The following is a 15,075-nucleotide window of genomic DNA, read 5'->3' on the forward strand; positions in this document are numbered from 1 at the left end:
AGATGTGAGAAAAAGCTGTGCATCACAAAGTATGCACAGCTTTCATTATCATATAAATCCTATTCAGGTAGAGATACGTTCTCTAAGTTTGTTTTTTCGATAGACTCAATATCACCTTGGTCGCAAAGGTTTGCAATAGTTGGATCGATTGGTAAACGGTTTAACAATAAAAGACCGTACTTTTGAAGGATTTCTTCAATGTGGCTTTCACCAAAGATTTGGTAATCCTTACCGTTATCTGGGCAATGGAAGTAAGAGTAGTTTTCCACGACACCAATAATAGGCACTTGCATTAAATCAGCCATTTTTACTGCTTTTTCAACAATCATGGATACCAAGTCTTGAGGAGATGTAACGATAATGATGCCATCCAATTTCAAGGATTGGTATACAGTAATCGCTACGTCACCTGTTCCTGGTGGCATATCAACGAATAAATAGTCGATGTCTTTCCAAATAACATCTGTATAGAATTGCTTTACAACATTGCCTAGAATAGGACCTCGCCATAAAACAGGATCAGTATCATTTTCCAAAAGAAGGTTAACAGACATAACGTCAATACCACCTTTGGATTTTACGGGATACATACCGATTTCGTCGGCATACGCTTTTTCCTTGATACCGAACATCTTAGGAATGGAAGGACCTGTAATATCAGCATCGAGGATACCTACTTTGTAACCTTTACGCGCCATGGTAATGGCCATCAAGCTTGTAACCGAGGATTTACCTACGCCGCCTTTACCAGATACGACGCCGATTACATGTTTAACAGAACTAAGCTCGTGTAATTGAGCTGTAAGATCTTGAGGTTGTTGAGGCGCGCCACCACCGCAACCAGAAGATTGAGATGGGCATCCGCCACAATCACTGCTGCTACCGCAACCCATAGTAAACACCTACTTTCTTTGAGGTTATACCTCATATCTATATTAAAAACTTATTTCTATATGGTAAACACAATGTATCTACTTATATATTGTATCACGTTATATCAAAAATTATCAATATATTACTCACCACAGAATTCTTTAGTTAAAGAGCCCAGAATTTCCATGCCCTTCGTGATTTCATCTACAGTTGGCACAGTATAACTCAAGCGAAATGCATGACCTTCCCCTGCTCCATCTGCTGCAAAGGCACCACATTTAATTATTCCTACATTGCGATCCATACAAGTTTCAAAAAATACATCACAATCTACATCCTCAGGCATCGTCATCCATGCAAACATACCACCTGTAGGTTGCGTTAATTTAACTTTAGAGCTGGCATACTTTTCAAAAGCGTTAAGTAATGCATCACACTTTGTTTTATATACTTTACGCACATTATCCAAATGTGCGTCATAATCGATAGTATCAAGAACCTTAGCTACAACTTTTTGAGTAACCAACGGCATTTGCCCTGCCGTATTATTTTTCAATGCTTGAATAGCCTCAATTACCTTAGCTGGACCAAATAAAAAGCCTACACGCAAGCCGGCAGATAATGTCTTAGAATAAGAACCTGCATATAGAACGCGGTCTTCTGTATCAAAAGATTTAAATGTTGGAATATATTCGCCAGCAAAACGGATTTCACCATATGGGTCATCTTCATAGATAAATAAATCATATTTAGATGCTATAGCGTAAATTTCCTTACGGCGTTCTAAAGGCATAGTAATGCCTGTTGGATTCTGAAAGTTAGGAATTAGATAAATATATTTACCTTTACCAGATTGAGCCGCTTTTTCTAACTCACTTGGAATCATACCGTGCTCGTCAGTTTTAACACCTAATGCTTTACCGCCCATATTGCGTACAGAGTTGATAGCACTGGTGAAAGTAAATTCATCCATATAAACTTCATCGCCTGGTTCTAATACGGTAATGGGTACAAGACCTAGTAATTGACCCGCTCCATTAGAAATAATGAGACTTTGTCCGTTAGGATTCATCTTATGTGTATTTACAAGACGTTCCAACGTAAGTTCAGCAAGACGCGCATCACCTTGCATAGGTCCATATTGTAAAAGACTCATAGGATTAGAGTGAACCACCTCATCAAAAGCCTTTTCGATGACCTCTACAGGAATTGCTTCTGGCGCAGGATTGCCGATACCAAAACTGATAAAGCCTTCTACTCCTACACCACGTTCAAAAACTTCACGAATAAAATTAGGCCCTTTTAAGGTTACACGTTCAGGAAGAGAAAAGCTCATACTATCGCCTCTTTCATATATTTATACCAAAATCATACAAATTGAGTGTAAATAAAAACATTAATTACAAGAACTGATTATTAATTTATCTGAAGTCAATATATAAACAATCATTTTGTATATTAAAAAGTTTAATTTTTAGATTACGCATTAGGATCGTGCTCTTGCTCAGCATTTCTCTTATTTATATAGTGTTTGTACACTTGCCACAAAACAAAGTACACTACACCAACCACAAGTACAATAATTCCTAATCGCCCCATATTTTCTTGGAAGTTTACAATATCTGTACCAATAGCCACTTCTAAAGCTGTTGATGGGAATTTACCAATTAAATTAGCCAATATATAATCTCTCGGCTTAATTTTACTGATAGCCCCTAGCGCTGTGATTACGCCAGATGGAAAATACGGCAAGGACCGGGCAAATAACATGACCACAAAACCGTTTTTACCCGAAAAATCATCTACTTTCATTAACACGGTACTCTTAGCAATCAACTTGTCCGCTGTATCACGCAAAAAGTAACGCATAATATAAAAGCTAATAACTACCCCAATTGTTTCTGCTAGCCAAGAAATAATGATGCCTGGCCACAAACCGAATACCAAACCATTTGCAGTTGAAATAAAAATGGATGGCAAGAATCCTACAGCATTAACGAAAATATCGAGGACCATACTCACAACCATAGCCATGGGACCAAAGCTTTGAATATACTCCGCTACCTCCTCCATAGAGCCACTCGTTGCCAAGTGCCACATGGTCGGATAAAACGTAGGATCTACTATATTTATGGCAATTAATAAAACAATGAAACCAATGCCTGCTATTAACTGTACCCAACCTTCACCAGAAGGTTTTAAATTTCTTTTACTCATATATACCTCGTATTAAAAAGACTAGCTTAATTATATCACGTATTCTATAGGGAGGTTATAACTAGTTCTATTTCTTCCCCCCAATTTAACTAGCTATATGTTTACTGAATAACAATAATGGAATAAAACATATCGTTCGTTTAGATACTACCAATTAAAAATATTTATTTTAATTGGTAGTATCTTCAAAATATATATATTTTAATAGCATAATAATTATCTATAGATGTATAATACTACTATAACGAGAATTTCCTTAAAGAAAGAAGGTATAATATGGTATCAGCAGGTCAAACAGCTACAGCAACAGTTCTAGTAACTGAATCTAATATTGCAAAAACAATGAAGTCTGGTTCTTTAGATGTCTTTGCTACACCAGCGATGTGTGCACTCATGGAGGAAGCTGCACAAGCTGCAGTACAGCCATATTTAGAGGACGGTGAAGGCACGGTAGGTATCGCCCTCTCCATCACTCACGAAGCCCCTACGCCTTTAGGCGCAACAGTAACAGCAAAAGCTACTGTAAGCGCTGTAGAAGGTCGTAAAATCACATTCGATATCGAAGCCTCTGATGGCATTGGTGTTATCGGTCGCGGTACACATGAACGGTTTGTAATTAATAACGAAAAATTCATGGCTAAGGTAGCAAGTCGAGCCAATTCTAATTAACGCTCTTCCCTACGCTTAGGGTTAACAACATTTTATAGAACTATATTATAAAACGGCATCTATCATACGATAGATGCCGCTTCTTATTACTTTTAAAATACTAAAACCAATAAAGGATTAGCAAATTTCAACGATCCAACCTTCTGGAGCTTCGATTTCACCATGTTGAATGCCAAGTAATGTGTCATATAATTTTTTAGTGATAGGCCCCATATCATCCATGCCAGCAGGTACATTAATGGTACCTTCTGGAGTATCGATTTGGCCTACTGGAGATATAACAGCAGCAGTACCACAAAGACCAATTTCAGCAAAGTCTTTTAATTCATCTTTATGAACTGGACGATGTTCTACTTCCATGCCAAGATAATGTTCCGCTACGTACATCAAGGAACGACGTGTAATAGATGGCAAAATACTATCGGATTTAGGTGTTACTAATTTACCATCTTTAGTGATAAAGATAAAGTTTGCACCACCTGTTTCTTCAACATGAGTTCTAGTAGCCGCATCAAGGTACATGTTTTCTGCATAACCTTTGTTGTGAGCATCAGTGATGGCATACAAACTCATTGCATAGTTTAAGCCCGCTTTAATATGACCAGTACCATGAGGAGCTGCACGATCAAAATCAGTAATACGGATTTTAATTGGTTTAGCACCACCTTTGAAATAAGGACCTACTGGTGTTGTGAAAATACGGAATTGATATTCATCAGCTGGTTTTACACCGATAACAGAGTTTGTACCCATCATGTAAGGGCGAATATAAAGGCTTGCACCATGGCCATATGGAGGAACAAAGTCTTTATTTGCTTTTACAACTTCTTTTACAGCTTCGAGGAAACGACCTTCAGGTAATGTAGGCATTACAAGGCGTTCCGCAGACTCGTTCAAACGAGCTGCATTTAGATCTGGACGGAAACATACGATGTGACCATCTTTAGTGTAATAAGCTTTCAAACCTTCGAAAATAGTTTGAGCGTATTGGAATACACCAGCACATTCGTTTAATACCACATTAGAATCAGTAATTAAACCACCTTCGTCCCATTTACCATCTTTATATGTAGATACATAACGGTAGTCAGTTTCCACATAACCGAAACCGAGATTATCCCAATCTATATTCTTGCTCATAACAATGACCTCCATACATATAAATTATACATATAATCTTAACACTATATATGTGTAATTTCAATAGATTCTATAGAAATCATCATAGTTCTATAAAAAACATCAAGTATAATAATTTTATTTATTAGGAATTATATTATAATAATTATATGATAATAACATTACATGCCTTTTAGGAGAATTACTTTATGAAAGAAAATATTACGACCTTAATACCTAATGCAAACAATATCATCTGTATTGGTTTAAATTACGCAGATCACATTGCTGAAACCAGTCTTGCTACACATGAATTTCCAGAAATATTTATGAAAACCTCAAACGCTTTAGCTGGAAATCATGATACGATTACCATAGAGAATGAATCATTACATTATGACTATGAAGGCGAGCTAGTTATCATCATTGGTAAAGCTGGTAAAAATATTTCCAAAGAAAAAGCAGTAGACCATATCTTAGGGTATACCATCGGCAATGATGTATCGGCTCGTACTTTACAGTTTAGAGGTTCCCAATGGATACTCGGTAAATCTTTAGATAATTTTGCCCCTATTGGTCCTACTATTGTTCCACCTCATACATTTGATTTTGAAAGTGCTACCATCACCACTACTGTAAATGGTGAAATACGACAAAATGCAAAATTACAACAAATGATATTTAAGCCGGATGCGATTATAGAATTTGTGTCTCAATATATTACACTACAGGAAGGTGACATTATCTTTACGGGTACACCTAGTGGCGTTGTACTTGGCAAGAATGAAAGCAAATACTCTTGGCTTAAGCCTGGTGATACTGTATCCATTTCCATAAGTGGTATTGGCACACTAGAAAATAAATTTGTCTAAAATATATGGTTTATTATAGTAGCGTATTTACGCTTATTATAGATATGAACTAAACCATCTATTTACAATCCAAATACATATAAAAAGAGATTACCCTTATGTAGCTCCAACTACACAAAGGAATAATCTCTTTTTTTATAATGTATTGTTTTGATTTCCTTTTATAGTGTACGATTTATGTTTTCTAGTATCTAAATACGCCCAATGAAGTATAGAAAACATTTACTTATGTTTTGCCTCGAGTTCTAATAAATATTGCTTTCGATCAAGACCTCCTGCATATCCAGTTAACTTGCCATTGCTACCAATTACACGATGACAAGGAACAATGATAGAAATTGGATTGTGCCCTACAGCACCCCCTACGGCTTGAGCAGACATCTTTTCTTTACCTTGCTTTGTAGCAATCTTTTTACCAATATCTCCATAGGTCGTAGTCTCCCCATATGGAATTGTCTGTAAGATAGACCATACAGACTTGCGGAACTCTGTGCCCTCTAACTCAATTGGTGGTGTAACAAAAGGTTTTCTACCAGAGAAATATTGATCTAACCACATAATAGTCACTTCAAAAGGACCTGTTTTTTGTTCTATATAATCTGCATCATCATACGTAGGTGCGTGACTTTCATCAACAAAAAACAAATCTGTTAAGTATGATAATGTACCAAGCATAATCATGGTTCCTAATGGACTTTCATAGGTATATTTATAATTCATAGTACATTAACTCCTTCTTAAGATAACAAATCATTCAACACTTTTAGTATATCATCATTAAATGCTATTGTATTATGCTGAATTTCAAATGGAATCGTTTGCTTTTCCATATTAATTAGCACATATAATGCATCTATATTATCGTCTGCCATCCGCATAAATGGATATTTAATAATCATGGGCGTATTAAATCCCACACCTAATTCTAACAATACAATAGGTTTATCTTTATGCTTCTCTACAAAAGCGGTATATCCTTTCTGCGCCGCATACCAACCTTCATCTTGAACAAAAGTGCTATCAATACGAAGATTCATGGTCATTGGTCTCCCACATTTAGGACAATGAGGAATCAAGTATGTAGGAATTTTCATATCTCTTTGCTCATCTACCATACGCTGTACTTGTTCTTTATTATCATAGGTCTTTTGATGACATGGCTCTGAGCACTGCCACAACCCATAATCCCCCTGCATGTAGTAAAACTTATTTTTATCTACACCGGCTAATTGCATTTGATGATCTACATTTGTAGTAATGACAAAATAGTTTTTACCTTCTAATAATTTCATTAACTGAAGATAAGGTTCACCGACTTGTATGTCATATCGATTATAGTACGTAAGACGGCTAAAAAACGCCCAATATTCTTCCAGACTTTCATAATTATAAAATCCGCCTGAATACATGTCGGTTATACCATATTTTTTGTAAAAGTCGTCAAAGTATTTGTGAAAGCGTTCACCACTATAGGTAAATCCTGCTGCAGTTGACATTCCTGCACCTACACCGACTAATAAGGCATCCGCATTGTTAATCGCTTCTTTTACACGATGTATATTATCCCAATAATTTGTTGTAGATGTCATAATCTATATCCTTAAATACATTAAATACCACTTGGATTTTACTATTACTTTCTTTTAAATAGGTTCTCACAGTATGGACTGCAATTTGTGCCGCCTCTTCATTAGGAAATCTAAACTCACCGGTAGAGATACAACAGAATGCAATGGAATGTAAGTTGTAAGCATTGGCTAGTTGTAAACAAGACCGATAGCAAGAAGCTAATTCATTTCGCTCTTTATCTGTTACCTCTTCGTAAATAATAGGTCCCACCGTGTGAAGTACATGCTTTGCCGGCAAATTATACCCATAAGTCATACGAGCTACACCCGTTTTTTCAGGCATTTCCATATACTCAGTCATTCTTGCACATTCCATACGAAGCTCAATACCAGAAAAGGTATGAATAGCGTTATCAATACACTTATGATTTGGAGCAAAACATCCGAGCAATTTATTATTGGCTGCATTTACAATAGCGTCTACAGATAATCGAGTAATATCTCCTTGCCACAGATAAATCTGAGGCTCTCGCTCTTCCATATCATTAATGGTTACGATTCCCTTTTCACGGGCTAATGTAATTAAATATTCATCCTCTATCTTCATCCATTCAAGAGGCATAGCACCAGCAGGACGAATATTACATAGTGCTCTAAATAGAGTAAACTGTTCTTTTTCACTTACGGGAATATCTATATATTCGTTATGTTTCTCTTTATATTCTGCTACCAATCCCTCTAAAAGATAGCGTAATCGTTCCTGCTGTGTCATATATAACTCCTAAATAGAATTAACTGGATTATAAACCTATTATATAGTAAAAAACTGCTAGCACATAATATGCTAGCAGTAACTTTACTGATTAGTATTATATCAAAAACTAAGGTCTAACAAAAGCTTGACCACCATGATTAAAGAGGATATCTCCATCTAGTACTTTAGTAGTAACCCCTTGTAGACTACCTTGGATTTGGCTCATCATAAAGCGATAGCCTGGGCTATTCAAGTGTTTAATAAGAGCTTCCTGATCGCTATAAATCTGAATAACGTACCAGCGATTCTTTGCGTTTCTTTCACGAAGCACATAACCAGCCTTATAACCCGCATCGTCCCGAACGGCACGTTCCATATCGAGTTGATATTGTCGTTGTACCGTATCGATTTCATTGCTATCAACAGTAAACTCAGTTAAGGTAACTACTGCCTTACCATCATTGACGATAGATAATGCATCTTTCTTTTCAAATAAAAGTACAGACTGTACATCGTACATCTTACGATTTGTTAATTTAGAACCGACTTCATTAACAAATGCTTGATAATGGTCAGATTTGCGATGTGCTTCAATGGCAGCTAAATCTTTATAGATTTCAACTACATAAGACTCCGAAGGATTCCCCTTTACATGAGCCACATTCATGGACAATGTATTAGGCTCTTTTTCCATAGATGCTGTCAGATTGGCTACACCTGCACTATTATAAGTTCCTTGTAGCTCTACAGGTACTTCGAAACGATACATACCTACACTAGGTGCTGTATCTACAGATTGATCCCGTTCCATAACAAGAGCTGCAAAAGATGTGCTTACACCTAATACGGCAATAACAGATGTAACTATCATACGTTTTAATAATGTTCTATTCATAGATCTTCCTAAACTGCTCCTAAAACACTTCAAAATTACAATGTAATATATTCTACTATTGTACCATGCTCTTCAATAAGTTTAACTAGTTCTTTGCCTTGAAGCCACACGGTCGCATCATTTTGGTTCGGATGTATGCCGATTAAATTATTTTCGTAGTCCGCATCAATATAATAATGTACCTTACGGTCCTCATCATGGAGCAAGCAAAATGGAGATACATGACCTGGTTTAATCTTCAATATATCCCATAGTTCTTCTTCGGAACCAAAAGAAATTTTTTTAAGTTTGTGATCTTTACGAAATTGTTTTAAATCTACACGCTTTGATCCACGAACGGTAATTAAATAGTAATGCTCCCGCTTATGGTCTCGAATAAATAGATTCTTCGCATCCCACTCAGGATACGGCAACTGCACATTTGGCTTATCGTCCATACTAAATAATGGTGCGTGATCTGTAATTTCAAAATCGATATGATGGTCACGCAAACAATCATATACGCCTTGTTTATCTAAATTCATTATTACTTCCACATAATATCAACTAAATCTATAGACTTTTCTAATAATAGTTTACCCATAAAGGTTGTGTTCCAACAGCCTTTTCAACAGAACTTATCCAATCTGCAACTTCTTGAAGCCTAATTGATAACACTTCATAATCAATAACACCTTCATCTGCATCATCCCATAATTTATTCAATGCAGATTTAACTCCCTCTTCAGGAAAAAATACCCCATCATGTTCAAAACTATCAAACAATGCGCCCGTTCCATTTTTTTCGCAAATTCCATTTGAATTAATTAACCATCCGTCAAAAGTTCTCTTAATTATATATATCTCTTCATGAGCATATCGACGAGTGTAAACAATAAATTTCATTTCTCGATTTAAGCTCAAATCACTTTTATTAGACAAAATAATCCCTTCTTTTTTTATCTCAGTTAATAATGCATTTAGACAATCTATATTATCATAGAATTTTATTGTATCCACCTCTGGGTCAAGCCTTCTATTAAAAAGTAAATATTTATTAAATATAGGCATATTTCCCCAGTGTAATAACGGTAATATACACTCAATTTTTTTTAATATATCTCGGTATTCTTCAGAGTAAAAATTTTTATATCGATTTCGTTTTATATCTTCATAATACCTACCATATATTCTTATAAAATCAGCTTCTGCAGCGCATAAAGAATCCTTTATAATGGTTCTAGATAAAAATACTTTTTCCAGAAAATTTCTCATAACCGAATTTAGTATAAATACATTACTTTCTTCTGTAAAAAACTCAGAAACGAAGTATTTAAAATCATATTCCTTAAAAGCAAACCAGTTTTTAATTTCTGTTTTTGTAAATATATAATTATCAATTATTTCTTTATCAATCAAAAATTTAACTATATTGATTTTAAGATTTCGTATACGCACCTTACTCCATAAACTTTCATTTTCAGAATCACTCATAATACACCTTAAATATTTACTCTATACAACTAATCGAAAAACACGGACAACCACCATGACAAAATTGATAGTGTTCACAATTCATACATTTGTTCGATTTAAAAAACAATGTCTTTCTTATCTGATTAAAAACTAAGGAGTTTTGCCAAATCTCCAATAAAGAGGTACTTAAAATACTTTCACCGTTTAACCCTTGACCACACATAAACGAACAGGGATAAACCATCCCTTGCTCAGATATAAATGCTGAATACCTTGATGCTTCACAATAATCTACACTCTCTAGAACTAGACTATTTTTAATCATAGTTAGATGTGATATCATGCAGCTATCAAAACCTACTTGACAACGTGAAAAGTTAATTACATCATATAAAAATGTTGATAATTCTTTTGTTGATTTCAAGACAGTTCTTTTCTCTAGACCAACTGGTTTATAATTCAAAAATATTATAGCATTTACCTTATCAATTATTTCTAAATTTAAAAGATCTCTAGCTTTCGAAATATTATCCGCATCTAATACAAAATGAATATTTACCTTAATATCACGATTAAAACATTCTTCAATAAGTGTTATTGCATTATTATATGGTTCGTACCAACTAACGGCCAAAGCACCGCAATATACCTTAGTAGCATCTAGAATTTCTGAAGTCATACCATCTCCATTTGTCGTATATGATGGTATTATATTATTTTCTCTAGCAATTTTTAAAAAATCAACAAAATCAGGATGTTGGTTGGGATTTCCTCCTCCTAATGCTACTTGAAATACTTTTAATTCTTTTGCTTCATTAATGATATCTCTATATAAAGAAGTACTCATATGTTTGCCAACTTTACTAGAATTTCTATAGCAAAATGAACAGTTTCTTTCACAATAATTTGTAATAGAAATATCAAGTAATTCTGGACCTGATTTTTTCCAGTTATTACAATTATCAGCTCCATCTAAACGAATAGTTTTTCCAGTATTCTCATCAAATAGAGCTTTATAACCATATTTATCACTAATAAAACGCATTACCATCCACTAATATTTCCATTAAAGTAAATATCATCCTCACATACTATAAAACTTTCACAACAAAAATATACTTCTGCAACTGTCTCAGCATCAGATCGAAATGTACCAAAAAAAACATCTTGACCCATATTTATAAGTTCTGTTACTTTGCTAATAGTATTTTCATTAAAACCTTCTTGTTTCAAAAAATTCTCTATATCTATACAATGGGGATCCTCTTTTATAACATCGATAATATTTCTTTTATTTACCTCAATAGAGTCAAATAAATCTTCAAAAAACTTATTGAGTATACATTTATTTTCTACTCCAATAGATTCTAGAAAAGAGGACTTATTAAGATCATTTTTTGTAGAAATAATAAATGATGTAGATGAGCTATTTGTTACAAAACCATTTCTAATCTTCATAACTAACCTCTACCAATAACCGATTAATAATTATTAGAATTTCATCATTAAACTCTATAAGATTCTGTATATTATAGCTATTGCTATAAGGATTTAGCTTCCATAATATCTCATTATCCTTAAAAGATAATTTTTCAATATCCTCATAGTCAATTAATTCTTTATTGTATAAGAATTGTATAAAAGATGAATACTCATTTTTGTAATATTTTTCATAAAACTCAGTTAAATTTATACCACCTGATAAAATATTATTTAAAATGCGCTTAACATAATATTCACCAAAAGAGTCTTTTCGCATTCCACAATTTTTAATTATTTGTTTAATAATAAATTCTGGTGTAATATCTGACTTCACTTTTAAGTAATATGTTTCATCTAATCTAATAATTATACACATCTTATTTCTCCCATATATTAGTTAGCTGATCAAAAATACTTCTATAATTATCCTCTATTATATGAGACTTTAAATTACAAATTCTATTATTACAGTTAGCTTCATTTAAAACTGAAAGAATATCATTCACATTCTTTTTTATAAATATATATGTATTATTAATACCAACGTATTCTTCAAGTATTTCTAAAGATTCAGATGGAATGATAGAGTAAGCTTTTTGCCATAAGTCATTAATTAAATTGGGCATTATATGATAAATAAATATCGATAATTTTAACGCATCAACATAATTTCTTCGCTCTACTAAAATCTCAAAATTATCAATTGATCTTTTAATAAACTCATCACCCAATATCACATAATTATTATAACTAAAAGCTTGTTCATATCTATTATTTATTTTAAATGGAAACAACTTTCGAATAATCACATCATATTTTCCAGGAGTTTTAGAAAACTCTAGTAAAAAATCAAACAACACATCAATAGAGCTATTTTTAAAATATCCACGATCTCGACGATTTATTAAAAATTTACATATTTGTATACTATAAGGACCTCCATTAAAAAGATGCTTCTTCCATAATTGAATATCATCCTCCCTGATATATGAGTCTTCTAAGTTCCATATATTTTTCCAATATATAGAACTATAATTTGAATACTTTTTAATGATATTTTCAATTTCTGATGACTCAGTTCTTGATAGGAAAAAGATATACTTTTGTACTCCTTCTAATATACTCCACTTATTATCATGCATATCTCTCCAAAATTTTGGGAAAATCTCAGCTGCCTTTTCTAAACGTACTATATATCGAGTCAAACAATAATCACGAAACTCATCAAAAGTAAAGCTTATTATTTCATCAACATCCTCTACAAATCCCTTTTTTAATCTAAATTCTGTTTTAAAAATTACATCGGATTCCAATAATTGATAAGCAATTTGTAAATCTTCTGAATTTAGTTCATCCAATCGTATATGTGAAAATTCTTTAGTATCAATCATAATCTCAGCAATGTGTTCTATAAGTTTATCAAATAGATTTCCATTAATTTGATTCCCACTATTAATTAACTCTAATTTTTTTAAATCATAATATTTCTGAAATAAAGAATATTTGTATATATCATATAAATGTACTTGACGTTTCTTTTTATTGACTTCACAAAAAAATCTAAGCAATAGAGTATCTCTAGTTAATTGATCATAGACTGCCTCTGGTAATGTACTTTCTAAAATTTCTACATCAAAAAACTTTAAATAGCCCTTGAAAATTCTTTTTTTAGATAAATCAGACCTAAATTGCCTCATATTCATTCTACAAAATTGTCTTCCAAAATTATCATCGGATAGCATACCGAAACGCTCATCATACTTTTCATTCCTTGTAGATAAAATTATTTTTATATAAGGATACTTTAATAATTCTGAAATTGATGATTTTATATAGTTTCCAAAATTATTAAGTGTTGTATTTTCATTAAGACCATCAATTACAATAACAATAAAAGTTCCTGTTATCTCCCACAGTTTCATCAATGACTTTTTAACATACTCTTTTTCCCATTGATTATTTATAGTAATTACCTCTAATATTTCTGTTGCCGGATTTTCAATAAAGCTTGAAGCATTGAAATAGAATGTTGGAATATTTCTTTTTACAAGAAAATTAGATGTAAAATCACATAAAAAATTAGTTTTACCTTGGCCAGCATTATTAGTAATTACTACTATACGTTTAGAAATAAACTCCAAGTAATTAGCTATTTGTTTTAGCTTAAATTCAATAGAATTATTAAACATACTTCTATGAATAAAAAAATCTTCAAGATTCTCTGAATCGTTATAATCAATCTTTTTTTTAGCTATTTCAATTATATTAATATAATGTTTTATTTTTGCATCTACATTGCTCAATTGATTAAAAAAATTATTAGGAGAAATTTTTTCTGAATATTCTGCAAAAGAAATCTCTTCGCCCTTTAAAACTTTATTTATATTTGAATAATCTAATGATTGTAATTCATCAATTGATTTACTTAAAAATAAAATTGGATCACTAAAGTATCTCATATTCTCTTTAAAAATATCATCTTCCACAAAGATACTAGGGATATATTTCGCGCTCTTCTTATTTTTTTCAATTTCACATAATGTTTGACTTTTACTAGTATCTAAAAGTTCATCTATATATTTACTTTGAGTAATCGCTTCACCAGGCAAATATTGTCTAAACTTATTTATAGATGTAAATCCAATTCCCAATACACCAGATTGATCCGTAACTTGTATTTGAACTATCCCCACGGCTCGACTATTAAGAATTATAGGGGATCCAGAAAGACCACTATAATCTTGAAGTTTCCCCTTTATAATACTTCCAACTTCATAGTCACAATGTATGAGTGTATTATTACTAGGATATATACCTTTTCCACTTAAAGAATGTTCTATAAGTAAATATGATCTATAACCTTCTATTTCCACTCTATCTTCTTCAGAAAAAATTTCTTGATCAGTAAAAAATAAAGTATCTGATTGCTCATAAAATAAATCTTTAAATTTTAAATCATGTATTTTAATTAATGCTATATCATTACCATGAAAAATAACATCACCCTTAAAAGTTTCATTTAGATATTCAACATTAACACGTTCATCAGGTGAAATGACATGTTCAGCCGTAATTACAGTACAACTATCAATTACTATACCGGTACCATACTTTTCAACTTCTTCTTGTTTTATCTTCACAATATTTGAATACATGTCTTACTCCAAATCA

General features: G+C 32.7%; 16 protein-coding genes. 2 read left to right on the forward strand and 14 right to left on the reverse strand.

Going from position 1 to position 15,075, the window contains the following annotated elements:
* Positions 1–59: 59 nt before the first annotated feature.
* The 3 genes from E6X37_RS03425 to E6X37_RS03435 form a co-directional block, all read right to left on the reverse strand.
* A complete protein-coding gene (locus E6X37_RS03425) occupies positions 60–893 on the reverse strand; it encodes an Mrp/NBP35 family ATP-binding protein (protein WP_009350926.1) in 834 nt (277 codons plus the stop codon).
* A 122-nt stretch (positions 894–1,015) separates the two neighbouring features.
* Positions 1,016–2,209: an aminotransferase-like domain-containing protein gene (locus E6X37_RS03430; RefSeq protein ID WP_156697497.1), complete on the reverse strand. Its 1,194-nt coding sequence runs from the start codon at positions 2,207–2,209 to the stop codon at positions 1,016–1,018.
* Positions 2,210–2,352: 143 nt separating this feature from the next.
* Positions 2,353–3,090 carry a TVP38/TMEM64 family protein gene (locus tag E6X37_RS03435; protein WP_156697496.1) on the reverse strand — a complete coding sequence of 246 codons (738 nt, stop codon included), beginning with the start codon at positions 3,088–3,090 and terminating at the stop codon, positions 2,353–2,355.
* 276 nt (positions 3,091–3,366) lie between these two features.
* On the opposite strand from E6X37_RS03435, the gene E6X37_RS03440 reads away from it, so the two are divergent.
* Complete coding sequence (locus E6X37_RS03440; protein WP_156697495.1) at positions 3,367–3,759, forward strand: thioesterase family protein; 393 nt, start codon at positions 3,367–3,369, stop codon at positions 3,757–3,759.
* A gap of 117 nt (positions 3,760–3,876) precedes the next feature.
* Here the strand turns inward: E6X37_RS03440 and E6X37_RS03445 are convergent, their stop codons facing one another.
* The gene (locus tag E6X37_RS03445) at positions 3,877–4,899 is read right to left on the reverse strand and encodes a branched-chain amino acid aminotransferase (RefSeq protein ID WP_156697494.1); all 1,023 of its coding nucleotides are present in this window, start codon (positions 4,897–4,899) and stop codon (positions 3,877–3,879) included.
* Between the two features lie 188 nt (positions 4,900–5,087).
* Here E6X37_RS03445 and E6X37_RS03450 point away from each other — a divergent pair, with 188 nt between their 5' ends.
* Positions 5,088–5,750 (forward strand): fumarylacetoacetate hydrolase family protein, encoded by a 663-nt coding sequence (locus tag E6X37_RS03450; protein WP_156697493.1) that lies wholly within the window; start codon positions 5,088–5,090, stop codon positions 5,748–5,750.
* Between the two features lie 222 nt (positions 5,751–5,972).
* On the opposite strand, the gene E6X37_RS03455 is transcribed toward E6X37_RS03450, so the two are convergent.
* The 10 genes from E6X37_RS03455 to E6X37_RS03500 all read right to left on the reverse strand — a co-directional run bounded on the left by E6X37_RS03455 (position 5,973) and on the right by E6X37_RS03500 (position 15,059).
* Positions 5,973–6,470, reverse strand: coding sequence for a methylated-DNA--[protein]-cysteine S-methyltransferase (locus tag E6X37_RS03455; RefSeq protein ID WP_156697492.1), 498 nt, complete (start codon positions 6,468–6,470; stop codon positions 5,973–5,975).
* Positions 6,471–6,487: 17 nt separating this feature from the next.
* The gene (locus E6X37_RS03460; protein WP_156697491.1) at positions 6,488–7,339 is read right to left on the reverse strand and encodes an SIR2 family NAD-dependent protein deacylase; all 852 of its coding nucleotides are present in this window, start codon (positions 7,337–7,339) and stop codon (positions 6,488–6,490) included.
* Positions 7,311–8,090 (reverse strand): protein-ADP-ribose hydrolase, encoded by a 780-nt coding sequence (locus E6X37_RS03465; RefSeq protein WP_156697490.1) that lies wholly within the window; start codon positions 8,088–8,090, stop codon positions 7,311–7,313. The genes E6X37_RS03460 and E6X37_RS03465 overlap by 29 nt, the downstream gene beginning before the upstream one ends.
* Positions 8,091–8,199: 109 nt before the next feature.
* A complete protein-coding gene (locus E6X37_RS03470) occupies positions 8,200–8,967 on the reverse strand; it encodes a putative quinol monooxygenase (RefSeq protein ID WP_156697489.1) in 768 nt (255 codons plus the stop codon).
* A 35-nt stretch (positions 8,968–9,002) separates the two neighbouring features.
* The gene (locus tag E6X37_RS03475) at positions 9,003–9,491 is read right to left on the reverse strand and encodes a prolyl-tRNA synthetase associated domain-containing protein (protein ID WP_156697488.1); all 489 of its coding nucleotides are present in this window, start codon (positions 9,489–9,491) and stop codon (positions 9,003–9,005) included.
* Positions 9,492–9,531: 40 nt separating this feature from the next.
* Positions 9,532–10,440: a hypothetical protein gene (locus E6X37_RS03480; RefSeq protein ID WP_156697487.1), complete on the reverse strand. Its 909-nt coding sequence runs from the start codon at positions 10,438–10,440 to the stop codon at positions 9,532–9,534.
* A gap of 16 nt (positions 10,441–10,456) precedes the next feature.
* Positions 10,457–11,467, reverse strand: coding sequence for a radical SAM/SPASM domain-containing protein (locus E6X37_RS03485; RefSeq protein ID WP_174892327.1), 1,011 nt, complete (start codon positions 11,465–11,467; stop codon positions 10,457–10,459).
* Positions 11,467–11,880 carry a hypothetical protein gene (locus E6X37_RS03490; protein WP_156697485.1) on the reverse strand — a complete coding sequence of 138 codons (414 nt, stop codon included), beginning with the start codon at positions 11,878–11,880 and terminating at the stop codon, positions 11,467–11,469. Before E6X37_RS03490 ends, E6X37_RS03485 begins: the two co-directional genes overlap by 1 nt.
* Positions 11,870–12,280 carry a hypothetical protein gene (locus E6X37_RS03495; protein WP_156697484.1) on the reverse strand — a complete coding sequence of 137 codons (411 nt, stop codon included), beginning with the start codon at positions 12,278–12,280 and terminating at the stop codon, positions 11,870–11,872. The genes E6X37_RS03490 and E6X37_RS03495 overlap by 11 nt, the downstream gene beginning before the upstream one ends.
* A gap of 1 nt (position 12,281) precedes the next feature.
* On the reverse strand, positions 12,282–15,059 hold the full coding sequence (locus tag E6X37_RS03500) for a serine protease (RefSeq protein ID WP_156697483.1): 2,778 nt from the start codon (positions 15,057–15,059) through the stop codon (positions 12,282–12,284).
* Between the last annotated feature and the right edge of the window lie 16 nt (positions 15,060–15,075).

The organism is Veillonella parvula (assembly GCF_032550495.1).
Classification (GTDB): Bacteria; Bacillota; Negativicutes; order Veillonellales; family Veillonellaceae; genus Veillonella; species Veillonella parvula_G.

Excerpts from the sequence above, each read along its gene's own strand:
- E6X37_RS03425 (WP_009350926.1), bottom strand. The coding sequence starts at position 893 with ATGGGTTGCGGTAGCAGCAGTGATTGTGGCGGATGCCCATCTCAATCT.
- E6X37_RS03430 (WP_156697497.1), bottom strand. The coding sequence starts at position 2,209 with ATGAGCTTTTCTCTTCCTGAACGTGTAACCTTAAAAGGGCCTAATTTT.
- E6X37_RS03435 (WP_156697496.1), bottom strand. The coding sequence starts at position 3,090 with ATGAGTAAAAGAAATTTAAAACCTTCTGGTGAAGGTTGGGTACAGTTA.
- E6X37_RS03440 (WP_156697495.1), top strand. The coding sequence starts at position 3,367 with ATGGTATCAGCAGGTCAAACAGCTACAGCAACAGTTCTAGTAACTGAA.
- E6X37_RS03445 (WP_156697494.1), bottom strand. The coding sequence starts at position 4,899 with ATGAGCAAGAATATAGATTGGGATAATCTCGGTTTCGGTTATGTGGAA.
- E6X37_RS03450 (WP_156697493.1), top strand. The coding sequence starts at position 5,088 with ATGAAAGAAAATATTACGACCTTAATACCTAATGCAAACAATATCATC.
- E6X37_RS03455 (WP_156697492.1), bottom strand. The coding sequence starts at position 6,470 with ATGAATTATAAATATACCTATGAAAGTCCATTAGGAACCATGATTATG.
- E6X37_RS03460 (WP_156697491.1), bottom strand. The coding sequence starts at position 7,339 with ATGACATCTACAACAAATTATTGGGATAATATACATCGTGTAAAAGAA.
- E6X37_RS03465 (WP_156697490.1), bottom strand. The coding sequence starts at position 8,090 with ATGACACAGCAGGAACGATTACGCTATCTTTTAGAGGGATTGGTAGCA.
- E6X37_RS03470 (WP_156697489.1), bottom strand. The coding sequence starts at position 8,967 with ATGAATAGAACATTATTAAAACGTATGATAGTTACATCTGTTATTGCC.
- E6X37_RS03475 (WP_156697488.1), bottom strand. The coding sequence starts at position 9,491 with ATGAATTTAGATAAACAAGGCGTATATGATTGTTTGCGTGACCATCAT.
- E6X37_RS03480 (WP_156697487.1), bottom strand. The coding sequence starts at position 10,440 with ATGAGTGATTCTGAAAATGAAAGTTTATGGAGTAAGGTGCGTATACGA.
- E6X37_RS03485 (WP_174892327.1), bottom strand. The coding sequence starts at position 11,467 with ATGCGTTTTATTAGTGATAAATATGGTTATAAAGCTCTATTTGATGAG.
- E6X37_RS03490 (WP_156697485.1), bottom strand. The coding sequence starts at position 11,880 with ATGAAGATTAGAAATGGTTTTGTAACAAATAGCTCATCTACATCATTT.
- E6X37_RS03495 (WP_156697484.1), bottom strand. The coding sequence starts at position 12,280 with ATGTGTATAATTATTAGATTAGATGAAACATATTACTTAAAAGTGAAG.
- E6X37_RS03500 (WP_156697483.1), bottom strand. The coding sequence starts at position 15,059 with ATGTATTCAAATATTGTGAAGATAAAACAAGAAGAAGTTGAAAAGTAT.